The organism is Chlamydiales bacterium, from assembly GCA_016185065.1.
In the GTDB taxonomy this organism is placed as follows: domain Bacteria; phylum Chlamydiota; class Chlamydiia; order Chlamydiales; family Rhabdochlamydiaceae.
Window position 1 is genome coordinate 35,632 of record JACPOL010000010.1, and the last position, 24,489, is coordinate 60,120.

18 protein-coding genes and 1 tRNA gene are annotated in these 24,489 nt (G+C 49.1%); 9 read left to right on the top strand and 10 right to left on the bottom strand.

Annotated elements, in window-relative coordinates; translation table 11 throughout:
* Positions 1 to 41: 41 nt before the first annotated feature.
* Positions 42 to 4,610 carry a protein translocase subunit SecD gene (gene secD / locus HYX48_07965; GenBank protein ID MBI2743835.1) on the bottom strand — a complete coding sequence of 1,523 codons (4,569 nt, stop codon included), beginning with the start codon at positions 4,608 to 4,610 and terminating at the stop codon, positions 42 to 44.
* Positions 4,611 to 4,744: 134 nt separating this feature from the next.
* On the opposite strand from secD, the gene HYX48_07970 reads away from it, so the two are divergent.
* The 6 genes from HYX48_07970 (at position 4,745) to HYX48_07995 (ending at position 10,154) form a co-directional block, all read left to right on the top strand.
* Entirely contained in the window at positions 4,745 to 5,518 is a 774-nt protein-coding gene (locus HYX48_07970; GenBank protein MBI2743836.1) for a hypothetical protein, read from the top strand.
* 324 nt (positions 5,519 to 5,842) lie between these two features.
* Positions 5,843 to 7,156 carry an adenylosuccinate synthase gene (locus tag HYX48_07975; protein MBI2743837.1) on the top strand — a complete coding sequence of 438 codons (1,314 nt, stop codon included), beginning with the start codon at positions 5,843 to 5,845 and terminating at the stop codon, positions 7,154 to 7,156.
* Positions 7,153 to 7,926: a di-trans,poly-cis-decaprenylcistransferase gene (gene uppS, locus HYX48_07980; protein ID MBI2743838.1), complete on the top strand. Its 774-nt coding sequence runs from the start codon at positions 7,153 to 7,155 to the stop codon at positions 7,924 to 7,926. Before HYX48_07975 ends, uppS begins: the two co-directional genes overlap by 4 nt.
* Positions 7,927 to 7,943: 17 nt before the next feature.
* Positions 7,944 to 8,807, top strand: a complete 864-nt coding sequence (locus tag HYX48_07985; protein MBI2743839.1) for a phosphatidate cytidylyltransferase — start codon at positions 7,944 to 7,946, stop codon at positions 8,805 to 8,807.
* Positions 8,807 to 9,502 carry a (d)CMP kinase gene (locus HYX48_07990; protein MBI2743840.1) on the top strand — a complete coding sequence of 232 codons (696 nt, stop codon included), beginning with the start codon at positions 8,807 to 8,809 and terminating at the stop codon, positions 9,500 to 9,502. The genes HYX48_07985 and HYX48_07990 overlap by 1 nt, the downstream gene beginning before the upstream one ends.
* The gene (locus tag HYX48_07995; GenBank protein ID MBI2743841.1) at positions 9,486 to 10,154 is read left to right on the top strand and encodes a 1-acyl-sn-glycerol-3-phosphate acyltransferase; all 669 of its coding nucleotides are present in this window, start codon (positions 9,486 to 9,488) and stop codon (positions 10,152 to 10,154) included. The genes HYX48_07990 and HYX48_07995 overlap by 17 nt, the downstream gene beginning before the upstream one ends.
* A gap of 235 nt (positions 10,155 to 10,389) precedes the next feature.
* On the opposite strand, the gene HYX48_08000 is transcribed toward HYX48_07995, so the two are convergent.
* The 4 genes from HYX48_08000 to HYX48_08015 form a co-directional block, all read right to left on the bottom strand.
* Positions 10,390 to 10,665, bottom strand: a complete 276-nt coding sequence (locus HYX48_08000; GenBank protein MBI2743842.1) for a hypothetical protein — start codon at positions 10,663 to 10,665, stop codon at positions 10,390 to 10,392.
* A complete protein-coding gene (locus HYX48_08005) occupies positions 10,637 to 12,118 on the bottom strand; it encodes an NAD(P)/FAD-dependent oxidoreductase (protein ID MBI2743843.1) in 1,482 nt (493 codons plus the stop codon). The genes HYX48_08000 and HYX48_08005 overlap by 29 nt, the downstream gene beginning before the upstream one ends.
* A gap of 44 nt (positions 12,119 to 12,162) precedes the next feature.
* Positions 12,163 to 12,810, bottom strand: coding sequence for a thiamine diphosphokinase (locus HYX48_08010; GenBank protein MBI2743844.1), 648 nt, complete (start codon positions 12,808 to 12,810; stop codon positions 12,163 to 12,165).
* 59 nt (positions 12,811 to 12,869) lie between these two features.
* Positions 12,870 to 12,953, bottom strand: a tRNA-Leu gene (locus tag HYX48_08015).
* A 103-nt stretch (positions 12,954 to 13,056) separates the two neighbouring features.
* Between HYX48_08015 and trxA the strand changes: the two genes are divergently transcribed.
* Positions 13,057 to 13,380, top strand: a complete 324-nt coding sequence (gene trxA, locus HYX48_08020) for a thioredoxin (GenBank protein MBI2743845.1) — start codon at positions 13,057 to 13,059, stop codon at positions 13,378 to 13,380.
* Positions 13,381 to 13,573: 193 nt separating this feature from the next.
* Here trxA and HYX48_08025 read toward each other — a convergent pair whose 3' ends face one another.
* The 5 genes from HYX48_08025 to HYX48_08045 form a co-directional block, all read right to left on the bottom strand.
* The gene (locus tag HYX48_08025) at positions 13,574 to 15,697 is read right to left on the bottom strand and encodes a cation:dicarboxylase symporter family transporter (GenBank protein ID MBI2743846.1); all 2,124 of its coding nucleotides are present in this window, start codon (positions 15,695 to 15,697) and stop codon (positions 13,574 to 13,576) included.
* 9 nt (positions 15,698 to 15,706) lie between these two features.
* The gene (locus HYX48_08030; GenBank protein ID MBI2743847.1) at positions 15,707 to 16,153 is read right to left on the bottom strand and encodes a tRNA (cytidine(34)-2'-O)-methyltransferase; all 447 of its coding nucleotides are present in this window, start codon (positions 16,151 to 16,153) and stop codon (positions 15,707 to 15,709) included.
* Positions 16,154 to 16,160: 7 nt separating this feature from the next.
* A complete protein-coding gene (locus tag HYX48_08035; protein MBI2743848.1) occupies positions 16,161 to 16,919 on the bottom strand; it encodes an FKBP-type peptidyl-prolyl cis-trans isomerase in 759 nt (252 codons plus the stop codon).
* On the bottom strand, positions 16,916 to 18,217 hold the full coding sequence (locus tag HYX48_08040; GenBank protein ID MBI2743849.1) for a histidine--tRNA ligase: 1,302 nt from the start codon (positions 18,215 to 18,217) through the stop codon (positions 16,916 to 16,918). Before HYX48_08040 ends, HYX48_08035 begins: the two co-directional genes overlap by 4 nt.
* 311 nt (positions 18,218 to 18,528) lie before the next feature.
* Positions 18,529 to 19,008, bottom strand: a complete 480-nt coding sequence (locus HYX48_08045) for a hypothetical protein (protein MBI2743850.1) — start codon at positions 19,006 to 19,008, stop codon at positions 18,529 to 18,531.
* 327 nt (positions 19,009 to 19,335) lie between these two features.
* Between HYX48_08045 and HYX48_08050 the strand changes: the two genes are divergently transcribed.
* Complete coding sequence (locus HYX48_08050) at positions 19,336 to 20,724, top strand: MFS transporter (protein MBI2743851.1); 1,389 nt, start codon at positions 19,336 to 19,338, stop codon at positions 20,722 to 20,724.
* A 33-nt stretch (positions 20,725 to 20,757) separates the two neighbouring features.
* Positions 20,758 to 24,471 carry a DNA polymerase III subunit alpha gene (gene dnaE, locus HYX48_08055; GenBank protein MBI2743852.1) on the top strand — a complete coding sequence of 1,238 codons (3,714 nt, stop codon included), beginning with the start codon at positions 20,758 to 20,760 and terminating at the stop codon, positions 24,469 to 24,471.
* The last annotated feature ends 18 nt before the right edge of the window (positions 24,472 to 24,489 follow it).

Genomic DNA, 24,489 nt, shown 5'->3' on the forward strand with positions numbered 1-24,489 from the left:
TCTGTTTCTGCTCAGTATATCGACCCTCCGAATTAAAACCTTTAAATATCTCCTCTCATGACTTCGACCGTTTTCTTCTCATCCCGCTGATGAAAATATTGCAATAAGGGGGCTGCAATAAACAGGGAGGAGAGGGTTCCAAAGATAACGCCCATGCTCATTACCAGTGCAAAGCCAAAGATGGTGCTTCCGCCTAAAGCGACGAGCGGAATCAGTGCAACTAGGGTAATTCCCGAAGTCAAAGTGGTTCTGCTGAGGGTCGCGTTTAAAGCGTGATTAATAATTTCTTTAAATGAGAACTTGCGCATCTGCTTCAGATCCTCGCGGATCCTATCGAAGATGATGATCGTATCGTTTAGCGAGTAGCCGATAATTGTCATCAAAGCGGCGATCGTATTCAGATCTATCTGCACAGCGACTCCGAGCGCATGTAGAATGGCGAGCATGCCAATCGTGATGAGCACGTCGTGTGCAAGGCAGATGGTTGCTGAGATCGCATATTTGAATTCAAAACGCACTGTCACGTAAACGAGAATGCAGATGAGAGCAAGCCCGAGTCCCATGAGAGCAGATGTCTGCATCGCTTCCGACATCTGTCCGCTAACTGCGGACCAGCTCTTGTCTAAGCCTTGCAAGCTCTTCTCAGAAAGAGTGAGTCCTGCTTTTTGAAGCGCATCTACAACCCAGATGATTTTTGGATTCGCTTCATACGGGTAGGTTAGCTCGCGGTTTGCGTCTTGAGATTCGAGTCCGAAGAATGCGTGTCCTGCATGATCCATGCTCTGGCTAAGGAAGATGCGCACATTATTAGATGGCGTCAGCTCTCGAACTTGGAAGTCTTGTTGAGGCGCGCCAGCTTTTATTAGCGCTGTCTCCACGAGTTTTCTGTAGTCGCTTGAAGTCTGTTTTGGAAGTTCGACTTCAATTGCATATCCGCCCGTGAAGTCCATTCCCAAAATTGTATGGCGTTGAGTCGTAAAGACGAGGGCGCCAACCGCAATGATGAGAGTCGACACAATTAAAGTCGGCTTTGTGAATTTCAAGAAGTTGAAATTGGACGATTTAATCCAGCTGGCCATGTTAAGCGCCTTATTCTTTGAATTTTGAACCCATCCATTGAAGAAGAAGCGCGTCATAAAGAGTGCTGTGAACATCGAAGAGACGATACCAATGATCAGTGTGATTGCGAACCCTTTAATTGGTCCGGAATCAAAATGCATCAGGATTAGAGCAGCGATAATAGTCGTCACGTTTGAGTCGAGAATCGCGGAAAAGGCTCTCTTATATCCGGCATGCACCGCATGCGCAATGCGTCCGGTTACGGCGAACTCTTCGCGGATTCTTTCGAAAACAAGCACGTTGGCATCGACAGCCATTGCAAGCGTCAGCACAAGCCCTGCAATTGTTGCCAGGGTAAGAGTGGCTGAGAGGTTCTGCAGAGTTGCCCACATGATCAGCAAGTTGAAGATCACAGCAACAGAGGCAACAACGCCTCCGAAGCGGTAGTATCCAACCATCGCGCCGATCACAAAGAGCAGGGAGATAAACATCGCCCAGATGCCGAGCGTGCGCTCTTGAGCGCCGATTTCGGGGCTTACGTTCTTCTCGGAGAGAATGCGAGGTGTAAAGCTGAGGGAGCCGGCTTTTAAGTCCGCTTCCAACTGGCTTACCTCTCTTTGCGTAAAGCTTCCCGTAATCATCGCGCTGTCGCGCAGAGCAGAGTCGAGAGTCGGAGCGCTAATGATCGTGCCATTTAGAATGACAGCCATTCTCCAGCCTCGGCCACGCGAGTAGACGTCGAGAGGTGTTCCTATGACCTTCTCTTTGGAGAAGCGCGAGGTCCATGCGAATAGAGCGTCGCGCGGACTAAACTTATGCACCTCTTTTGTAACTTGAGATCCTTTAACTCCAAAGCTTAAGAAGTTTCCTTTTGAAGGGTCGTAAGAGGAGTGGACGTTTTCAAGGTTTGAGCCTTCAAGCGCGTAGTTGCGGAAGGTGATCATCAGAGGATTGGTCTGTCCGTGCCATTCTGTAAAGTCCTCTCCGCGCATCACAGCGATCTTCGAATAGGTGTCGTTATACATGCTGCTTGCAGAGGGGTCCTGCGGAGAGGTGAGGCGCAGGCCATTCTCATACAGGATTTTTGCTGCCTCGCTGCGCGGCTGTACAACATCGGGATCCACAGAGTCGCCATGAAGATGCTGCCAAGCGATCTGGTTGATCTCCTCAGCATCTTTTCTATTTGTAACGACAGCTTCATTCCACACCTCTTGCAAGAAGCGTCCAACTTCTTCCGAAAGTTGAGAGTTGCTAGAGGAAAACTTCTCGTTCACGATGTGGAAGTACATTGAAGAGGCCTTAACGAGCTCTTGTGCGGATAGTCCTTGAGAGCCGGGGAAGTCGAGGGTGATCGTATTGCCTTCCTGGCGAATGCTCACCTCAGAGACGCCCATCTTATTCACGCGCTTATAAAGCTCGTTAATGCCCTGCTTGATATCGACTTCGTTTGTAACGATGCGTCCACCGGCATCTCGGAGTTCGATTTGAACGGTTTTCCCGCCAGAAAGATCCAACCCCCAATGGAGAATTTTGCGATCATCGCCGCGGAAGTACTTTGAGAAGCTGAGATCTAGGTTGCTCCAGAGAATGCTCTTCGTCGGCTTGGGAACGTCGTAAGGAGAGATGCCTTTAATGCCGAGTCTTGCTGCGTTGTAGTCGTCGCTCCACTTTTGTAGATCTTCATGGATGCGAGTTCCGATCTTGTTTTCAGTTAAGATGCGCTGCTCGACATCTGTGAATTCAAGAGAGGCGAAGCGCTTTGTTCCATGGACAGTAAAATCTTCTCTAGTAGCCTTGAGAAGGGTCTGGTAGTAGTTCTCTTTTTCAAAGATGAAATCCTGAGCATATTCAGATCCTACAAGGCGAGCCGATCCGGCATAACCGAAAAAGCCGCTGCTCTGCAGAATTTCTCGCAGCTGGTGGAAGTCCTCCATGAACTGCCTAGCTTCTTCAGATTCTGGAGCAGCTTCTGCCTTCTGCATGATCTTATCCACTCCTCTTGCCAGGATGTAGATCGAATTCATGCGGAAGCCCTTTGCCGGCATCTTGTTATATTGAGCAGGAGAGTAGATCAGGAGGCCAAGCTTCTTCTGCTCGGCGGGAAGAGAGAGGTAGGTGTCGTAATCCCAGATTGGAAACTCCTCTCTTTTTAGATCGGGGTGTTTGGGAGCCCAGCTCTTTTGGATCAGCTGCTTTAGTTGCACGGCCTCTGCCTGGGCAATGCTTCCAAGTCTTAGAGCTACGAAGCTGCTGCTTCCTGTGAGCTGATTTAAGGAGATCTCAAACTGGTCTTGGAGAGGTGTGATCTTCTCAGAGGCTTCTCGAGAAGCGAGGGCGATCTCGTTGTAGATAAACTGCTCTATTCCATCTGCGCGTCTATCTCCCTTCTTTTGAAGGTCGGCTTTTAAAGTCAGGATATCTGGAAAGGGGTGGAGGATGATCTTCTCATTGGACCAATCGATAGAGAGCTTTTCGATAAAAGGGCTGCGTCCTTCAAGCGAAATCGTTTGAATTTTGCTTGACCCAGTACTCTTTTTTTCACTCTCGTCAATTGCGGCCCCAAGCGTCGTATAGTTCCATGGGGTTTTTCCCGCTGCAAAAAGTGAGCTCTTCTTCTTGATAATCGCAAGGGCTGAGGAGAGGATCTTCTCTCGGCTTGTGAGCTGGTCGAGGCGCTGCTGTTTCACGCCATCGAGGTAGGAGCCTTCAACTTTTTTCTGCTCTTTCTCATTCTGGATGGCGATTCTATCCAGCTTCACCTGATCTTTAAGCTGTTCGACCGCTGCAATAAAGCTCTGGATGGTCTGGTGGGCATTTCCCCCTTCTGTCTGGGTGAAGGTTGCAAAATAGCGGGAAGCGATGGGCGAATCTTCACCGAAGGATTTAGTGAAAGAGAGGATGTCTTGGGCTAAAAAGAGGATGAGATCTTGCACTTGTGGATCTTTTAAATTCCCTAGAGAGCCTTGTACGAACTGCGCATTTTGGCTTGTGCCGCCAAGAGAGAGTGCAACTTCTAAAAGGCGATCGTTGACAAGAGCGTGGTAGAGAGGGGTCGGTCTTCCCTGAGCATCTGCTTTTGCGGAGAATTGGAAGAAGGAAGAGAGCTGCTGCGGAGAAAAATGGACGGGGATCTTTCTGTGGATGAAGACCGTTTTGCGCCCCTCTTCTCCCTCTAAAGTGGGAGAGAGAGAGAGCTGTGCGGGAACGAAGGAGATGAGAGAGCCGGCTCTTGGGAAGAAGCGACGGAACTTCTGAGCGTCTTGGGCATTTTTGAAGGTGATGCTAACGAGTTGAGGCTGCTTCTCATCCAGAATGATTGTTTGAGGCTTGAGATTGAGAAGAGCGCAGTAGGAGTTCAGCCATTCGACGGAATCTTTCTCGAGGCTATTTACACGCTCAGCAATCGAAAGGGAGATCTGCTCTGCTCTCTTTGCATCGATTGATTTATGCAGCGGTTTAGAATAATAGAAAAGGGTGGGGAGGATGTTGTAAACCGTTAAAATAAGAACGGCTACAATAAGAAAACGCTGCCATTGTCTCTGCTTTTCCATAGACCCTCTTATTAAATTAATCTTCGGAAGAATACTTATCTGCCTGAGATTCTGTCTAGTAAAAGCATAAGCTTTCGTGAAAAGAATGCACTCTCTATATTGTCTATGCAATAGATGGGTTTAAGGGTTCAGATATGTATATTTTTCTCCTGATTTTCTCTTTAATTTGTTCTTGGTCTTCTACCCTGCATGCTGGGGAGCCTCAAGAGGAGTACTGCACGCTGCAGCTGCTGGATCCCAAAGGGTATCAACTGCTTCTAGACGACCATTCGATCTGGGAGGTCAACTGGACCAACAGCTGGAGCTCATACTCCTGGAAGGTGGGAGACAAGATCCGCGCCGTGACCACGAGCCCAGGAGCAGCGGAATTTCAACTGATTAATCTCGATCGCTCCTCCTCCATTTATGCAAAGCGCACCCGTGTTGTCGATGAGAGGTATATCGAGTCGATTGCAGATATTACGCAGGGGGGCAACTGGATTCAGCTCGACAGCAATGCGATGTGGAGAGTTGACAAGCGCGATCGCAATGAGGCGCTAAAATGGGAGGTGGGTGATGAGGTTCTACTCTCCGTTGTATACTCCTTTTTCAGCAATGAGCCCGACTTTTATCTAAAAAACCTTCGTACCGGGAGCTCAGCCTGGGTCCATTTTCATAAGCAGGCTCACACCCTCGACTGTCCGCGCATCAAAGATATTTTCTGGACTCACATCGAGCTTACCGACGGTACCCAGTGGACCTATAGCGTCTACTGGCCCTACATGGGAGACTGGGGAGCTGGGTGGGAGGCGGGAGATCGCGTTGAGGTCTTTTTTGATCCTAATAATATGAATCAATACACCCTTTTCAACTACGACTCGGCAAAAATCATGGGTGGGCCACTCGTGGTTACCCCCTACAAGAAGTAGTTCGAAGAGAGAAGAAAGATCGGGAACCGGCACGGGCACGCACACGTTAAAGAACTCCTCCCTAAAGAGAGGAGATTCTCTTCGGCTAAGGACAAAAGAGAATATGAATCCCGCCTAGACTCGGCCCTAAAGAGCCGAGATTGCGGCGAGGGGCCGTTCACGAAAGAAAGAGCAGAAGAAGGTCAACAAACTTTTTGAGTAACATTCCGGATTTTCGTGAACGAGCCCGTGTGCGTGCCTGTGCCCGATCTTTCTCTTTCCTCTTTCATGGTTTTTGGGCTATGCTCAGCCCTCTTTGTTTTTAAATTTTTAAGGTAGATGCGCATGCCGTCAGTAATTGTTGTGGGAACCCAGTGGGGCGATGAGGGAAAGGGGAAGATGATCGACATCCTCTCCGAACAGGCGAAATATGTCGTTCGCTCGCAAGGGGGGAATAATGCCGGTCATACGATCTCCGTCAGAGGAGAGGAGTACCGCTTTCACCTCATTCCTTCAGGCATCCTCTATCCGCACACAAAGTGTTTTATTGGCGGCGGTGTAGCGATCGATCCAGAGAGCTTTCTGAAAGAGGTGGAAGGGCTGGAGGCGAAGGGTTTGAAAGTAAAGGGGCGTCTATTTATCTCCCCTTACGCCCACGTGATCCTCTCCTACCATCGAGAGCTCGATAAGCTCCAAGAGAAGAAGAAGGGAGCTGCGGCAATTGGAACAACAGGAAGAGGCGTCGGCCCCTGTTACACCGATAAGACTGCTCGTATCGGCATCAGGCTCTGTGAGCTCATCGATCCAGAACTCTTAAAGTCGTCGCTCAAACAGATTCTCCAGACAAAAAATGAGGAGCTTCAACAGCTTTATGGAGCCCCTGCCCTCGATTTTCAAAAATTGTATGAAGAGTACGTCTCCTACGGAAAGAGCCTCTCTGTTTTTGCTGCCGACGTGGAGCAGGAGCTTGCACAAGCTCTTCAGAGAGATGAGCCTACGCTTTTTGAAGGCGCGCATGGAACTTTTCTGGATATTACCTTCGGCACCTACCCCTTTGTGACAACTTCAAGCACTATCTCAGCGGGAATCTGCGCTGGCGCTGGCATCGGCCCCACGCGCATCGATCACACCCTTGGCGTGGTAAAAGCCTACACGACTCGAGTGGGCAACGGCCCGCTTCCCACAGCTTTAACAGCTCAAGAGGAGAGCCTCTTTCTGGATCACGTACAGGCAAGAGAGGTCGGCACCACTACGGGCAGAAAGAGGCGGCTAGGCTGGTTCGATGCACCGCTTGTTAGACGTTCGGTTCAGCTGAATGGAGTTGATTCAATGGCTGTCACTAAACTCGACATCTTGGACAGGCTTGCAGAGATAAAAATTTGTGTGGGTTACCGCTTTAATGGAGAGATATTAAAGAGCTTCCCAGCTTCTTCTGAGATTCTGGGCCGCGTGGAGCCGGTATACGAGACTCACAAAGGGTGGCTCGCCTCGACAGCGGATGCTCAAAATGTAGATGAACTTCCCAAGCTCGCCAGGGCCTACTTGGATAGGGTAGAGGAGCTTTCTGAAGCTCCGATCAGCTTTATCTCGACAGGACCCGAGCGTCATAAAACTCTCAAGCAGGGCGATCTTCTAGAAGCCTTTGCAACAAGCCTATGACTCTAACTGCACCTCCTCCTACTTCCCTTCAAAGCGGAGTGCTGCCCTCAAGGTTTGAGGAGCGGCTCGACCCTACACGCATTCCAAGCCATATTGCAATCATGATGGATGGGAATCGCAGGTGGGCTAAAAAACGCCTTCTTCCTGCAGTGATGGGACACTGGAGAGGATCTGAAACGGTCTCTACGATTGTCAGAGCCGCATCAGATCTCGGTGTGAAGGTATTAACCTTGTACAGTTTTTCTACAGAAAATTGGAATCGAAGCCCTGAAGAGATCTCTGGACTTATGAACCTGATTTGCACTTTTCTTAGAAAAGAGAAGAGCAAGATGATTGAAGAGGGGGTGCGCCTCGATACGATTGGCGACCTCTCTCGCTTCCCCGATGAGGTAAAAGAAGCTTTAGAAGACGTTAAATTGGCAACAGCGGGCTCTCAAAAAATCGACCTAGTCCTCGCTCTCAACTATGGCAGCCGAGATGAGATCAGCCGCGCAGCGCTAGCCATGGCGGAGGAGTTTGCGGCGGGGAAGATCTCCAAGGCGGCATTTTCTGAAAAGACGCTCTCTACCTATCTCGATACGGCCAAGTGGAGAGATCCCGAACTACTCATCCGCACAAGTGGAGAAACGAGGCTAAGCAACTTCTTGCTCTGGCAAATATCTTATGCAGAAATCTATATTACAAAAACGCTCTGGCCCGACTTCTCTGAGGAGGACCTCGTGGAAGCGATCGTCGACTACCAGAAGCGCGACAGAAGGTTAGGAGGCTAAGTTCCATGATTTTCAAAATGAAACGCTTGGCAGATCTCAATAAGAGACTCGCCGTTTCTATGTTCGTCATCGCCTTTGTGGGATTGCTGATCGTCTACTCTTCAATTAACTGGGTGAGCGCACTTCTGGTTCTAACTGTCGCTGCAGCTGCGGTGATCGGAATCTGGGAGTATGTTCAGCTGGCGCTTGCAAAAGAGCTGAAGCCGGCCGTTAACCTGATGATGGGAGTCGCCTTTTGCGAAGTTTTTGCCTTCTTTTTCGTCCAGAAGCAGGACTACACTCCGCTGCTTCCCCTTGCGATTCTGATGATTGGAGTTGTCACTTTTTTTGTTTTTCACTTTAAAGAGACGCATAACGCACTCAATCATATTGCCGTCGAATTTTTCGGGGTCTGCTACGTCGCCCTTCCCCTCTGTTTTATGTTAGGCGTGCTCTATCCTCTTACCTCTCATCCCATTGCGCAAGATGGAAGATGGTGGCTCGGTTATCTGGTGGTCGTAACGAAGATCACAGATGTAGGTGCCTACTTCGTTGGAAGGCTCTGGGGAAGACATAAGCTCGCTCCTATTCTAAGCCCAAAAAAGACTGTAGAAGGAGCTATTGCGGGCTTCTTTTTTGCTGTGGGTGCCAGTGTTCTTTTCTATTTTCTTGGGAAAAACTACTCCGCAGGAACCTTTGACCTCTCCTTTACAGATTCGATCTGGATGGGAATGCTGATTGGGGTGATCGGGCAGGTGGGAGATCTCGCTGAATCTCTGCTTAAACGCGATGCTGTAGTAAAGGATAGTAATAAGCTGCCAGGTATTGGAGGAGTTCTAGACCTGCTCGACTCTCTTCTCTTTACTGTGCCTATCGTTTACCTGTTTCTTAGGATGCACTGATGGTAATCGTTACGATCGATGGACCTGCCGGGACTGGCAAGAGCACGGTGGCCAGAAGGGTTGCTGATAGCCTACATTTTTCCTATTTCGATACAGGAGCGATGTACCGCGCAGTCACCTGGAAGATTCTGCAGGAAGGGATAGATTTAAAGGAGACAAGCGCGCTTGAAAAGCTTCTCGAAGAGCTCTCTTTTCGCATCGTCGAAGAGAAGGGATCCAAGCGCTACTTTGTAGGGGATACAGATGTTACCGAGGAGATACGGACTCCAGAGATCACTTCGCGTGTTTCAGAGATCTCCGCGCTGCTCTGTGTGCGCAGTGCTCTAGGAAAGATACAGCGCGCCTTTGCAAAGCATGGCAACTCTGTTTTTGAAGGAAGGGATATGGGAAGTGTGATCTTTCCCCAAGCTGAAATCAAAATCTTTCTCACCGCAAAACCGGAAGTGCGCGCAGAGCGAAGATTAAAAGAGCTCGTCGCGAAAAATCCAGATCTAGCCAAGACCCTCGATTCTCAGAAGATGCTCAGCGATATTATGCGACGAGATGAGGTAGACTCGACACGGGAGCACGCCCCCCTCTTATGTCCTAAAGATGCGCACGTAATCGACACCTCCGATCTGTCGATCGATGAGGTTGTCTCTCAAATTCTCACCTATGTTTCCAAAAAAGGAGCTGGAGATGGAAAGAGAAGATAGCTTTAGTAAGGGTAACCTCCTCTACCGCTCGATTCTTTCGCTTGCAAAGCTCTTCTTCAAGCTCACCTACAAGCATCAGGTTTTTGGGCTTGAGCACTTCACTCATGGAGGCGCTATCATTGCGGCTAATCACGCCTCCTTTTTCGATCCTCCTATCGGGGCGATCTCATCGCCCGAAGAGGTCCACTTTCTGGCTCGTGAATCGCTCTTCAAATTTCCTCTTTTCGGCACTCTCATCCGCGCTCTCAATTCGCATCCCGTAAGAGGAGATGCAGGCGATGTCGCCGTTTTCAAAACGATCTGCTCTCTGCTAAATGAGGGGAAAAAAGTTCTTCTCTTTCCAGAAGGAACAAGAGAACAGAGCGATAAGTTGGAAGAGATCAAGCCGGGAATGGCGCTGCTGATCTCAAGAACAGGCGCCTTTGTTCAGCCTCTCTACATCCACGGAACTTTCGATATCTGGAGTCGCTACCGCAAATATCCGAAGCTCAGCGGTAAAACCGCCAGTGTTTTCGGATCACCTATCCGTTATGAGTCGTTCGCTCATCTCCCTAAGCGAGAGGCGAACGAAGCCTTCTCAAAAGAGCTCGAGCGCTCTCTCAACGCTCTACGCGCCTGGTACGAAGCCGGAGCCCACGGCTCTCCCCCCTAGTCCGCTCGAGGCGCTCAGAGAAGAAATGGCCCGCCCAGGAAAATGGACATTAATGGACGAAAACGGACAGAAAACGGACGAAAATGGACAGGCGGGCAAGAGATAGGGAAAGAATTCTTTCTTTGGCGCGTGTCCATTTTCGTCCATTTCCTGTCCATTCTTTGTCCGTTCTCGTCCATTTCTTCTCCGAGCGCCCTCTCCGCACGCCTTAACTTGGAGGATGAAGCAGGTGGGTTTAGGACTTGCGGAGCAGGGCCTCGTCTAGTCCTGTTGGCTCTTTTTTGCAGCAAGAGCAGCAGCGCTCGACAAATTTCTGCCAGCAGGTTTGCGCCTTCTCAGCTTCAAGAGGAACCGTCACAAGGTCCCGAGGAGGGAGTCCAGTTAGGCTCCTAACGAGATCGTCAGCCTCTGCCGGAGCTCCGTTCTGATAAGCCTGCGCTACTTGTTGGGTAGGGGTGAGTTTGGCTGTCATAGCTGTTCCATCAGTTGTCGAGATAAGGGACAGTTTCATTAGGGGCGTTGAAGTAGCGCTCTTTCTCTTCTAGGAAGAGCTGGCTTGTCACTCCATAGACCAGCTTCTGAACGCTATACTTCGAACCCTTTAGGCTCACTCCTGGGCAGACGCCCTCGCTGAGGAGAGCAGCTCCCGTGCAGTTGAAGATCGACTGAAGATAGGGAGCGCTACCTGGATTTTTTTCGACAAACTCGAAGTGTTTACCAAGGTAGGGAAGATAGAGCATGCCGGTATTCTCATCTTCTGGAGGAGGTGAGAAGCGGTCGCCCCAGAGAGCGATCTCTTCTGAGAATGTGCTTAACTCTTCGCGAAGGCCAAGGTCGATCTCACACCCCACTGAGATGAAAAGATGGTCTAAATCGTAGGAGTCGCGCGCAGTAAAGACGCGCGCTTCGCCCTCTCTTTCCTCAGCATCTACGAGGAGAGAGTCGAAGTGTAAAAAGACGTTATCTAGAGTTTTCAATCTATTAATTGAGTCTTGAGTAGGTGGCTCTCCAAGATCGAACATTTTAGAGATGAATCTCCACTTGTCGCTATCTGAGAGATCTGGGAAGTGTTTTAAAAATCCGGTGTACTCTGGCCACTTTACATACTGATTTGCAAACTTTTCGCGTCTTAGGAAGAGATGGATCTCTTTTGCTCCGTGTTCGCTACAGATGAGTGCAGTGTCAAAGGCTGAGAGCCCGGCTCCGCAGATTCCAATTTTCTTGCCGCGGACGTTATTGAAGTCGATAGTTTCGTAGACAGAGTTATAGAGAGATTTTGGAAGACGCTCTACAACAAAGTCTGGAATGGACCAGCGTCCAGACCCTTGATATCCTGTAGCAAGGACGATCTTCCGTGCGTATACTTGCGAGCTTCCCTCTGGGGATTCGATAGGAACTAGGAAGCAATTCTCCTCTTCTTTCCATTGAAGAGCGCCCACTTTTGTCTCATTGACAATGGGGAGATTCAAGCTGGTTCGAAGCCAGTGAAGGTATTCAGCCCAGGTCTGTCTTGGCACACAGGAGATTCTCTCCCACTGTTCGACTCCATATTTGGCCTCAAACCAAGAGCGACAGGTTAAGCTGGTCAGATGGCAATCGGGGCCCGTGATCGATTTAGGTGTGAGTAGGTTTGCCATGCGTGCGTAGGTGAGCCATGGGCCTTCATACCCCTCTTTGTTCTCATCAAAAATAAGGATATTGTCGACCTTCTCCTTTTTTAAGGCGACAGCAATGGTCATGCCTGTCTGCCCACCGCCGATAATCACTACATCGTAGACGTGCGCTTCATCAGATGTTTTTCTGGGTTCGATCCACTGGCCTGGGGGGAAATTAAAGAGGTCCAGCTCTCTCTGAACTTGCAGATGGAGGTGAGCAAGACGCTCCGAAGAGTCGGGAAGCGGAATCAGATTTGCGTGAGAAACTAGGGGGAGAAAGCAAAAAAAGTGAAAAAGAAATTTTTTCATAACACTCCTCATTGTTCAAAGAGGAGGTATAGTAATTGAAATTTTTATTTGTTTAAAGAGGGAAGGTTGGAGAGGTTAACGACGCAGAGCAGATCGCCCTCTGCCGCATCAATAGAGACTTTTTCCTGAAGAGCAACGTTAGAAATCCCCATAAAATGCTTATCTAAAGTCGCATCAGAGAGCTCCCATTTCAGTCCATGGGTTGTGATGCCGGTTACCGGCCCATTCAAAGGGAGCAGAGAGATCGTCTGTCCGACATGGCAGTTGAGTGTAGTGCTCTTTCCTATAGTGAAGAGCTTCTCCTCAGCGCTTTCAAAAAAAAGCTTATTGGGATAGCGCGAAAGGAGGTGCACATTAAATATCGTGTGATCTGTTCGTCCCCCAAGGGCTCCGAAGACAGTGATCTTTTGAGCTCCTAGAGAGAAGGCGTGTTCGATGGCGAGCTCCAGATCTGTCTTATCTTTATCTTTAGGAAAGGTCTTTCTAGGAACTGTTTCAAACTTGGAGATGAGCTCTATTTGGACTGAATCGAGATCGCCGATGATGAAATTAGGGACGAGACCCAGCATGTAGCAGCTGTTAAGCCCGCCGTCGACTGCGATCAGATAGGGGTAGGTTTTTATTTTAGAGATAAGAGGATCGTGCTTGGAGATCTGCCCGTTTGCCACTAGAGCAGCTGAACTTAACTCCATCCTCGCACTCCCCCTTTTTTTTAAAAAGTAGAGGTTAAGGAAAAAAGTTACAAGAGGATTGCGGCCAAGATGACTCGAACATCCACCGGGTTGCCCCAACTAGAACCTGAATCTAGCGCGTCTACCAATTCCGCCATGGCCGCGAGCCACCAAAAATACCATTTGAGCCCTATTTGTCTCCAGTGGAAAGCATCATTTACGAAAAACAGACGCTCTTCTATCATTCGAAGAAAAAGGGGAGAAAATATGGCTGAAGATATACACAAATTCACTGAAGAATCATTCGAAAAAGAGATCCAAGATGGGGTGACGCTGGTCGATTTTTATGCTGACTGGTGCGGCCCTTGCCGCATGCTCGCCCCCGTTCTCGAAAAGGTAGCCCGCGACGTAAAGGGTAAAGCTCGCGTTGCAAAGATAGATGTAGATGCAGCTCAGCGCATCGCCTCTAACTTCAAGGTGACCTCGATCCCAACTCTGATTCTATTTAAAGGCGGAAAAGAAGCTGGACGGATCGTCGGCTTAAAAGATGCCGAAACTCTCAAACAGTTCGTCCTCGACGCCACAAAATAACGCAAGGAAGAAGAGAAGAGCCCGTCCGGGAGCATGGACATTAATGGACAGGAAACGGACAAAAATGGACGGAAAATGGACAGGCGGGCAAGAGAGAGAAAAAGAATTCTTTCTTTAGCGCGTGTCCGTTTTCGTCCATTTCCTGTCCATTCTTTGTCCGTTTGTGTCCATTTCTTCTCCGAGCGCTTAGTGTTTATTTGGAGAGATTGAGAAGAGACCAGCGGCGCTCTGCGTTTGCTGGTTTTTCTTTTTGTCCCAAGATCCAGCGGTTGTATTGAGTCTCTGTAAAACCCTCATTTTTTTTGAGCTCTAGCCACTGATCTAAAAAGTTCAAAAGGCGGGGTGCATCTGGCTTTACGAGATAGCCAAAGCTGTCGATTCCAAGGGAAGGCTTGGGAAATACGATCGTATAAAATGGATGGCGAATGACCCAGGAGATCGCTTCCTGTTCTGCCCAGAGAAGAATATCAGCATTTGGATGGTTTGCAAACTCCTCCTCATTTTCCAGCAAGACCAGCTGTTTTTGAGGGAATAGCCGCTCTGCCAGAGAGACAAAAGAGGTGCGATTTAGCACTGCAATACGCACTTCTGGATTTTTAAGGACAGCGCGCACGGTGGCAAACTCTTTCCTTCGCTTGTCTTTAACGACAAAGACGAGTTTTGATTGCAGGTATGGAGAGGAGAAGGTCACCTCTTTAAGGCGCTCTTCTGTAATAGAAATTGCAGACATCCCAATATCAAATAGATCCGAGCGCGCTTCCTCTGCAAGCTTGCTGTAATCGAGTGGAACCAGTTCCAATTTGCAGCCGAGATCGTGAGCAAGCTCAAAAGCGAAGGCCATATCGTAGCCGACGAGATTCCCGTTCGAGTTGTAAAAACAGAAGGGAATTGTGCTGGGGTTGTATCCTACTCGCAAGATTTTTGTGCGCAAAATTCTTTCGAATGGATCCTCTTTTGAAGCTGGGCGCGGTGTCGGATTTTCAGTGAAGACCTCCACAGGGACATCGCCTCTCATCTCTATGTCGCAAATCGTATGCCCTTCAGTCTGTATCTCTGGCAGAAGTTTTAAGTTTTTTAAACCGCCATAAACGAGAAGCACCGGAAGTAGAGTTAAAAGTCCCATTCTGCAGATTTTAGACCAGCGAAATGCGATCCGGTGTTGACAGGCGAGAGTGATCATGAGAGAGACGGATGCGATCTCTACAGCAGAGAGTATCGATTGTAGTCCCGCTGTAAAAGGCAGCGTAAGAAGATAGAGGTCTATTGCATCTAGCGGGAGTCCTAACGTATCGAGTAAAAAAGTCAAACTGTTCAACCAGGAGCCGATGCCAATTGCTCCAAGACTTGTTAGAAAAGTAGTGAGAAAGAGTTTCAGCTGGCTGAACAGAGAGAGAGGAGATCGATAGAGGATGGCGGTAAAAAAGATGAAGATCGTGATGAAGACTGAAGCAAAAGGCAAGTTGAATACGATGGAGACAATCCCCTGATTTTGACTCTGCGCCTCTTTTGAAAAGCGGGTCTCTCTCTCAAGAAGTTGAATGATATAGGGAAGGCAGACGATCACTGTATTCGTTGTGTAAGCCAAAAGAAGAATGGGAAAGAGGTCTTTCACCCAGCTCGAAGCGCGCATTCCCGTTAAAGCACCTGTCAGTCGCGGGAAGATCCAGAAAGCGATAATCGCCAGGGTAAGAACATAAAGAAAGAGATAGCTTCCAACCTGCTTAACTGTTGCGAGGTCGACCGTTCCGACCTGATAGGCGATGATTAGAAAAGTTCCAATCGGGGTGATCTTGGCAATCCAGAGAGTAACTCTCGTTAGAGCTGCGACAAATCCCTCCAGAAAACTCATCAAAGTCTGCTTCTCTTTGATGCCGATCAGGGCGATGCCGATGAGAAGCGAAAAGACAACGATGGCGGGAACAATGTTATTGCTAAGAGAGTTGAAGATATTTTCCGGTATGAGAAGCTCAGCGATATTTAGGGATGCTGGCTGCTCTGCCATAAAACTTCCGAGCTGCTCTCCTGCGGGCTGAGGGAAGGAGAAGACGGCGAGGTAGATCATAGCGATGTTGACAGCCCATGCTATGGCGATAAAGAGAGCCCCTTTTTTCAGGATCTCCCATGCTTGCGCAGCCTGAAACTGCCCGACTCCATGAATAATTGCACAAATGAGGTAGGGGAGAATCGTGATCTTCATGAGCATGATGTAGGCGCTGCCCCATGAAGCAAACACCTCGCAGGATTCGCCGAAGACGATTCCAACGGTGATTCCAAGAAGTGTCGCAATGAGAATCTGGAAGGGAAGCGATAATTTCATCGTGCAGGGTTAGGCAAACTGGTTTTGTCGCCACGCTTCGTATACCACGACGGAGACTGCGTTGGCAAGGTTGAGGCAGCGGTTATTTTTGCGCATGGGTATTGTTAAAAAGCGCTCAGGCCATTTTTCTCGATATAAAGCGGGCAGGCCGGCTGTTTCGGATCCGAAGATGAGAAGATCATCAGGAGTGTAAGAGACATCTGTGTATGGACGCGTTGAATGGCTAGAGAAAAAATAGAAGGGGCTAGAGCTTTTTTCTAAGTAGGCAAAGAGATCATCGATCTCTTTTACATTCACGCCGTCCCAATAGTCGAGACCCGCGCGTTTAAGCATCCGTGCAGAGGTGCTGAATCCAAGGGGCTTTACCAGCGTAAGAGAGCTGCCTGTAACTGAAGAGGTGCGTACAATGTTGCCGGTGTTTTGCGGGATCTGCGGCTGAAAAAGAATAATTTCCACTTATCTGTTAACGGATAGCCTCTCTTTTGTCTGAGGGAGAAGCCAGTTCCTGAAAGAGCTGCTGGTCCGGGGTTGTTGAAACCGAGGGGCTCTCAGTCTGAGAGACTGTGTTTGCCTTCACAACCTCAACCTCAAATGTCAGAAGAGAGTTGGGAGGTAGAAGGCCAGTTGTCCCGTAGGCGAGGTCGGGATGGATAAAGAGAGTTCTCTTTTCGCCTTCTTTCATGCCTAAAAGACCCTGTTGAATGCCAGCAATTGTCTCATCGAGGGAGAGAGCCTCTTCCTCTTTCGAGGCGCCGAACACGGATCCATCGAGATATTTTCCAACATAGCGAATCAGCGGTGTATGGTGCTCTTCGATTTTATCGCCTGCACCTGTCTTTTCGATCTTGTACTGAAGTTTCCCCTCATTCAAAACCACTACGTTCTTTTCTTTCGCATTTTTCTCAAGAAAGGCGGTAGCGTTTTTAAGATTTTCTTGGGCCTGCTTTTTGAAAAGAGCTTCTTGAACCGAGGTGAGAGCCTGCACGCACTCTTCTTCTGACATTGGAGACTTCTTTCCCTGTGCGGAGTCTCTCATGCCTTGAGCGACGCGTTCGACATCGAAGTCGACTCCAAGCGTCTCCATGTTTTTGCCAATGAGATGGCCGAAGGCTTCAGAGATCTTTGCGATGTCGGCGTGAGCTTTCTCATCGTTTACCTTTTCAACGGGCTCTGCTAGGCAGAGTACGGGTAAAAGAAGAAGGAAAAAAGGTAGTAGGTTCATGAGTCTATCCGCGAGTTGTAAGTTTTTAATTTCTGCACAAGTTCACTTAGCTTGATCGTGCTGTTTTCTCTGGAGGCCATATCTTTGATGCTCGCTACCTGAGAGGCGAGCTCGCTCTCTCCGATAACGAGAGCATATCTCGCATGCGCTCCATTTGCAAGCTGAAGCCCGTGTTGAAGTTTTTTTCCAGAGAGATCCATCTCTGCAGGAACTCCCTCGTGCCTCAGCTTAAGAAGCAGTTCAAAACAGTAGTCATAAGCTGCGCTTCCAAGACCAATTAAAAAGACTAGAGGGTGAGGCGGTGGGGGGAAGAAGGCTCCCTGCTTTTGCATAGTTTGTAAGATGCGCTCGAACCCTGTTGCAAAACCTACTGAGGGAAGTTTCGGCCCGCCAAGATCAGCGACAAGGCCGTCATATCTGCCGCCTGCGCCGATCGTATTTTGCGCTCCGAGATCCGAAGAGATCACTTCAAAAACAGTCTTGTTGTAGTAGTCCAGCCCGCGGACAAGCTTAGGATTGACTTGATAGGAGATGCCCTGTTTTTTAAGGAGAGTCTTTACCTGTTCAAAGTGGTTTAAGCACTCCTCATTTAGCGTCTCAAGAATAGAGGGAACTCCCTCCAAAATCTGCTGGTCTTTTACATCTTTTGAGTCGAGGATACGGAGAATGTTTTTTGAAAAGCGCACTTGGCTATCAGCTGAGAGCTCTGCAAAGCGCGGCTGCAGATACTCGGTCAGTTTTTGTCGATAGAGTTCTCTAGAAGATCCGTCGCCAACGCTGTTGAGCAGCACAACTAGGTTTTTCAGTCCCAGCTCGCGATAGATTTCGCAGAGGAAGTCGATCATTTCAACATCTTGTTCAGGCTTAGAGACGCCGATCGCTTCCGCTCCAAACTGGTAGTGCTGACGGTAGCGACCAGCTTGAGGACGCTCGTAGCGGAACATTGGGCCAATGTAGAAGAATTTATGAAGAGAAGGAAGTTGGGAAAGGCGATTTTCTACAAAAGCGCGTAGAACAGCGGCGGTTCCCTCTGGTCGCAGGGTCATCGATCGATCGCCCTTATCTAGAAAGGTGTACATCTCTTTCGAGACGATATCGGAAGACTCTCCGACGCCGCGGACAAAGAGCTCCGTGCGCTCAAACATTGGCGTGCGAATCTCTTTGAAGCCATAAGCGTGTGCAATGCGCCTCATCTTTTCTTCGACATACTGCCAGCGATCGGACGTCCGCCATACGGCCTCAGGATCGGTCTCTTCTGGAAGGATATCAAAAAGGCCTTTCGGGATCGTGTATTCCATAGAGAAAAAATATATACACCCCCCCTTTAATAGTAAAGGCTAGGCGCGCGGAGAAGAAGCCCGCCCGGGAAAACGGAAGAGCGCTCGGAGAAAAGAGCCCGCCAGGGAAAACAGAAGAGCGCTCGGAGAAGAAATGGACGAAAACGGACAAAGAATGGACAGGAAATGGACGAAAATGGACACGCGCTGAAGAAAGAATTCTTTTCCTCTTTCTTGCCCGCCTGTCCGTTCCTCGTCCATTCTTTGTCCGTTAAAGTCCATTTTCCCGGGCGGGCCTCTCCGAGCGCGTCTTTTTCCCGGGCGGGCTTCTTCTAGGCCGAAGGCCCTTGCTCGAAGTGGAAGAGGGTGTCGGCGAGGAGAGAGAGCCAGATCGTGAGGATGCTGCGGGAGCCTCTGCGGAGATGCTCTTTGTAAAGCAAGGAGAGAATGTCCATGAAGGGAAAAGGGAGCCACTCTTGTCCGACGTGCTCCTTTAGATAGTAGCCGAGGCGGTGATCTGCGCCTGGAGGAAAGGAGCCGATTGCGTCGAGAGTCGTTTTTAGATCGGGCCCAATGCGCGGAGTTTCAGCTTCGAAAAGTTGAATTTTCCGCAGGTCTTCATGGAGCTCAATCCAGAGATCGGAGAGTTTGCGCGTAAAAGTTATCGTCCGGCTAAGATCTTCATGGGAGAGTTTTTCTAAAAGTTTTTTGAATCCCAGCAGATGCTCTTTAACTTGGTTTAGATCGACAGCTCCAAAACCTCTCTCTTTTGCAAGCAGTTGGGTTAAAAAATTTTTGCAGCAAATTGCCAAGGATGCTAATAAAAGGGGCCGGGCAGAAAATTCTTTTTTTTGTAGGTTTTGGGCCTCTTCTTTGAATTTTTTGTTCTTTTCGACGCCTTCAACAGGGGGTAAAGACCAATCTTTATTTTTATCATCTCCGAATCTTCCAATTGGTTTCGGGAAGTTTGTCATAATAATGGGAATTATTTTCGCGTTGTTTTATAATCCTTTATTATCAGTTGAAGAAAAAACTTTAAAGGAAAAAATGGTTGACATCGTGCCCATTTCTTTTTAAGTTTTCGGCGTTTTTTGGAATTCGTCACTCTTTATCCAAAAAGGAAAAAAGGAGTCGCTTGCGTGAGTTTTTTAGATCTGTTTAGGCCAGCTCCCTATAAAGAGGAGATCGCTGACGAAGAGGTCGTTAAGAAGAGCTATAAGTACTGGCGGATGCGCATCTTTTACGGGATGTACGTCGGGTACATCTTCTACTACTTCACCCGCAAGAGCTTCACCTTTGCGATGCCGGCCCTTATCCAAGATTTGGGGTTTGATAAGGCGCAGCTGGGGATTCTGGCCAGCATACTTTCAATCACTTACGGAATCAGCAAGTTCCTCAGCGGTATTCTAGCGGACAAGTCCAACCCGCGCTACTTCATGGCTACCGGTCTCATTTTAACCGGATTTCTAAATATTTTTTTCGGCCTCTCCTCCTCCCTCTTCTTCTTTGCTCTATTCTGGGGATTAAATGGCTGGTTCCAGGGATGGGGATGGCCTCCATGCGCGCGGCTTCTTACGCACTGGTACTCTCAAAAAGAGAGAGGCAGCTGGTGGGGCGTCTGGAACTCTTCTCATAGCGTAGGAGGGGCTCTGATCCCGCTTCTAGCAGCTGGCTGCGCAGAGTATTATGGATGGCGTTATGCGATGTACGTGCCTGGAGTTCTCTGTATCGCAGTGGGTTTATTTGTAATCAACCGTCTGCGAGATACCCCTCAGTCCCTCGGCCTTCCTCCGATTGAAAAATTTAGAGACGACTATCCGAGTGCAAAGCACGAGCAGGAGAAGGAGCTTCCTCTCAAAGAGATCCTCTTTAAATATGTTTTATCAAATAAGTACATCTGGCTTCTTGCTGCCTCCTACTTTTTTGTCTACATCATCCGCACAGGTATCAACGACTGGACAGTTCTCTATCTTGTTGAGACGAAGGGCTACTCTCTTCTCACTGCCGGAGCATGCGTCTTCTGGTTTGAGATTGGTGGAATTTTCGGAAGTCTTGTGGCTGGCTTTGCTTCAGACAGGATCTTTAAAGGTAAGCGCGGACCTATCAACGTCCTTTTCAGCTTTCTCGTCATATTTGCAGTGGCGGCTCTCTGGTTTTCACCGCCCGGCATGCTCGTCTTAGATTTTCTCATCATGTTTGGAATCGGCTTCTTAATCTTCGGTCCGCAGATGCTCATCGGCATGGCAGCGGCTGAACTTTCTCACAAAAAAGCTGCCGGCTCAGCCACGGGATTTGTGGGCTGGATCGCCTATCTGGGAGCAGCCACGGCGGGCTACCCACTGGGGAAGATGACGCAAGAGTTTGGCTGGCTAGGATTTTTTATCGTCCTTGCAGCCTGCGGTGCGATCTCTGTCGCTCTGCTTCTGCCTCTCTGGTCTGTTAAAACCCACCCAAACTTTAGTTCGGATGAGGATGGGAAGGATAAAAAATCTTCACCAGCTATTGAAAACGCGCCCGAAGAAGGTTAGACTCCATTCCTTTGAACTGACAAAGGAAGAGCAATGTCTTGGGCCGCCCTGCACGTCCACTCTCAATATTCGATTTTAGATTCGACAATCTCCCTCACAAAACTCGCTGCTAAAGCTAAGGCGAGTGGGATGAGTGCAGTTGCGCTCACCGATTCTGGCAACCTCTACGGAGCTGTCGAATTTTTTAAGGCGTGTAAAGAAGCGGGTATCAAGCCTCTGCTCGGATGTGAACTCTCCCTAGCTCCTACCTCTCGCTTTGAAAAGAAGCGCGTAGGAAAGCAGCCTACGAGCTACCCACTTATCTTACTTGTCAAAAATAAAAAGGGGTATGAGAACCTCTGCAAACTCTCTTCGCTTGCCCACTTAGAGGGCTTCTACTACGTTCCCCGGATCGACAAGGAGCTGCTTGCCAAGCATCACGAGGGGTTGATCTGCCTCTCCGGCCCTCTCCACAGCAGACTTGCTCAGTGTGTTATTCAGGAGAATGAAGAGGAGCTCATTTCTGAACTCAAATGGTACCAAGAGCTATTTGGCGAGGACTTCTTTCTAGAGGTTCAGCGCCATCCGATGAGCGAAGCGGAGATCAGCGCCGACGAGATGCGTAAAGAGGCGTGGGCCTATCAGAATTATGAAGAGTGGATAGCTCAAGAAGAGAAGGTCATTCGGCGCTACAGGGAGCTGGGACGAGAGCACGGCATTCGCTGCGTTGCCACGTGCGATGTCAGATATTTGGAGAGAGAGGACTGGAGAGCTCATGAGGTCCTGATGAATATCCAGTCGGGCGAGCCGTGCGAGATCTGGGAGAGAGACTCTCAGGGCAATCCAAAAAACCGCATTCTCAATCCGAAAAGACAGACCTTCGCTTCCCACGCCCACAACTTCAAATCTCCAGAGGAGATGCGCACCCTCTTTTCCGATTTTCCCGAAGCAGTTGATACAGCGCAGATCATTGTCGACAGATGCCAGTTTGAGATGGATTTCAAGACAAAATACTACCCTGTCTTCGTGCCACCTCAAATGGAAGGGACAACTTTTACTAAAGAGGAGCGTGAGAAAGCCGCTGAGATTTTCTTAAGACAGCTCTGCGAGGAGGGGGTCAAAAAGAGGTATACTCCAGAAAGGCTGCTCAAGGTGAAGGAGAAGTATCCGACGAGAGATCCTCTTGAGATTGTGAGAGAGCGTCTGGCGTATGAGCTAGAGATCATCATTTCAAAAGGAATGGGCGACTACCTGCTCATCGTTTGGGACTTCATCGCGTGGGCAAAGCGCCAAGGAATTCCGATGGGACCTGGGCGGGGTTCTGGTGCCGGATCAATCGTCCTCTACTTGATCGAAATTACAGACATCGAACCTCTCCGTTTCAGCCTCTTCTTTGAGCGCTTCATCAACCCTGAACGACTCTCCTATCCCGATATCGACGTCGACATCTGCATGGACAGACGGGGCGAGGTGATCGACTACACCATTCGCAAGTATGGAAAAGATAAGGTCGCTCAGATCATGACCTTTGGCACGATGAAGGCCAAGATGGCGATCAAAGACGTCGGACGAGTTTTAAGCATCCCGCTTGCCAAGGTCAATGCGATTGCGAAGCTCGTGCCAGAAGATCCCAACATGACGCTGGAGAAAGCCTTCGAGCTCGATCCCCTACTTAGGCAGCAGTATGAGACAGATGAGGAGGTGCGCCGCTGCATCGACCTCGCGAAGATTTTAGAAGGATCGGTGCGCAATACGGGCATCCACGCCGCAGGGCTTATCATCTCTGCGGATCCGATCATGGAGCGCATCCCAGTCTGCGTCGCCAAAGATACCGACATCGTCGTGACCCAGTTTTCCATGAAGCCAGTAGAAACTGTCGGCATGCTTAAAATCGACTTTTTAGGATTAAAGACCCTGACATCGATCCAGATAGCTGTGGATTCGATTAAAGCGAACCATGGAATTTCAATCGACTGGGTCGATCTGCCGCTTGAAGATAAGAAGACCTTTGCTCTGCTCAACCAGGGTAAAACACTTGGGATCTTCCAGGTAGAGTCGGCTGGCATGCAAGACCTTGCAAAACAGCTGCATATCGACTGCTTTGAAGAGATTATTGCTGTCGGCGCTCTCTACCGTCCAGGTCCGATGGAGATGATCCCCTCTTTCGTGCAGCGCAAGCACGGAAAGGAGCAGATTGAGATCGATCACCCCCTCATGAAAGGGATCCTATCAGAAACTTATGGGATCATGGTCTATCAAGAGCAGGTGATGCAGATCGCCAGCCTTCTGGCCGGATACACACTCGGAGAGGGTGATGTTCTTAGAAGGGCGATGGGTAAAAAGGATAGAGAGGAGATGATGCGCCAGCGAGAGAAGTTCCGCTTGGGAGCTCTCAAGAATGGTATCGATGAGCAGACCTCTATGCGCATCTTCGATAAGGTCGAAAAGTTCGCCTCATACGGCTTTAACAAGTCGCACGCGGCAGCCTACGGCTTCTTAACCTACGTGACCAGCTACCTAAAGGCTAACTATCCGCGCGAGTGGATGGCGGCTCTTATGACTTCTGATCGCGATGATCTCACCAAAGTTGCGAAGGTTATAGGAGAGTGTCAGACGATGGGAATTGCGATACTCCCTCCGGATGTAAATATATCTGGAAAAGAGTTTGTCGCTACTGAAGAGGGGATTCGCTTTGCAATAACAGCTATTAAGGGAATAGGAGAAGGGGTTGTAGAGTCGATCGTGGAAGAGAGGAAGCAGAGAGGCAGTTTCAAATCTCTCGCTGACTTTTTTAAGCGCGTCGACACAAAAAAGGTGGGAAAAAAAGCCGTTGAACATCTCATCGAAGCCGGCTGTTTTGATTTCACAGGATGGTCTAGACAGTCGCTTATTGCAGCAGTAGATCCTCTTTTTGCTACTTCATCACGCGACCAGAAAGAGGCTGAGCGGGGAGTGATTAGTCTCTTTTCTCTAGTGGAGGAGGAGTCTGTCGATCTTCCGCCTGAGATTGAGGAGAGAGAGGATAAGCAGAAAATTCTTAGAAGAGAGAAAGAGCTCCTTGGATTCTACCTCACTGGGCATCCAATGGATGAGTTTAAGCCGCTTCTCCAGAGGCTCTCCTGTGTCCCGTTAAGTCGCTTTAATACTCTGGATAAGGGCGCTGTGGTTCGCTCCGCCTTTATTTTGGAGACGGTGAATGTCAAATTGGGACAGAAGAACCAGAGAAAATTTGCCATTTTGACCATCTCCGATGGGGTTGAGCGGCTTGAACTGCCCATCTGGTCCGATCTGTATGAGCAGCAGCAGGCGCTACTGGTCGAAAACCAGCTGATCTATGCCGTTCTAGTCGTTGACCGAGAGGACCATGAGACGATAAAGCTCCAGTGTCGCTGGATGGGTGATCTTACCCAAGCAAGTGAAGAGATGATATACGCTTGCGATCAGGCCTATGATCGCGCCAAAATGCAGGTAAAAATGACAGAGTTTCGCCAACGAGCTCCCGAGAAGACGCAACAAGCTGCAAAGAAAGAGGCGCCGAAGCCCCTGAAATTGACACTGAATGCCGACGCCGCACGACTCACTCACATTATCGAGCTAAAAAAACTCTTTAGAGCCCACTCGGGTTCAACCCCAGTTAAAATAGAATTTATAAGTGCAGACCGATCTGTGGGAAGGATAGAGATAGAGGCTGCCTGGGGGATCGAGCACGGTAAAACCTTGAACGAAGAGCTTAGAAAGATCAGTTGTGTCGTTGACATCTTTTCTTAAGTTATTAACAATACAAGC

Bases quoted from the DNA above. Each gene is read 5' to 3' on its own strand.
- HYX48_08025 (MBI2743846.1), bottom strand. From the start codon at position 15,697: ATGAAATTATCGCTTCCCTTCCAGATTCTCATTGCGACACTTCTTGGA.
- HYX48_07995 (MBI2743841.1), top strand. From the start codon at position 9,486: ATGGAAAGAGAAGATAGCTTTAGTAAGGGTAACCTCCTCTACCGCTCG.
- HYX48_08010 (MBI2743844.1), bottom strand. From the start codon at position 12,810: ATGGAGTTAAGTTCAGCTGCTCTAGTGGCAAACGGGCAGATCTCCAAG.
- uppS (MBI2743838.1), top strand. From the start codon at position 7,153: ATGACTCTAACTGCACCTCCTCCTACTTCCCTTCAAAGCGGAGTGCTG.
- HYX48_08005 (MBI2743843.1), bottom strand. From the start codon at position 12,118: ATGAAAAAATTTCTTTTTCACTTTTTTTGCTTTCTCCCCCTAGTTTCT.
- trxA (MBI2743845.1), top strand. From the start codon at position 13,057: ATGGCTGAAGATATACACAAATTCACTGAAGAATCATTCGAAAAAGAG.
- secD (MBI2743835.1), bottom strand. From the start codon at position 4,610: ATGGAAAAGCAGAGACAATGGCAGCGTTTTCTTATTGTAGCCGTTCTT.
- HYX48_07985 (MBI2743839.1), top strand. From the start codon at position 7,944: ATGAAACGCTTGGCAGATCTCAATAAGAGACTCGCCGTTTCTATGTTC.
- HYX48_08000 (MBI2743842.1), bottom strand. From the start codon at position 10,665: ATGAAACTGTCCCTTATCTCGACAACTGATGGAACAGCTATGACAGCC.
- dnaE (MBI2743852.1), top strand. From the start codon at position 20,758: ATGTCTTGGGCCGCCCTGCACGTCCACTCTCAATATTCGATTTTAGAT.
- HYX48_08035 (MBI2743848.1), bottom strand. From the start codon at position 16,919: ATGAACCTACTACCTTTTTTCCTTCTTCTTTTACCCGTACTCTGCCTA.
- HYX48_08040 (MBI2743849.1), bottom strand. From the start codon at position 18,217: ATGGAATACACGATCCCGAAAGGCCTTTTTGATATCCTTCCAGAAGAG.
- HYX48_07970 (MBI2743836.1), top strand. From the start codon at position 4,745: ATGTATATTTTTCTCCTGATTTTCTCTTTAATTTGTTCTTGGTCTTCT.
- HYX48_07990 (MBI2743840.1), top strand. From the start codon at position 8,807: ATGGTAATCGTTACGATCGATGGACCTGCCGGGACTGGCAAGAGCACG.
- HYX48_07975 (MBI2743837.1), top strand. From the start codon at position 5,843: ATGCCGTCAGTAATTGTTGTGGGAACCCAGTGGGGCGATGAGGGAAAG.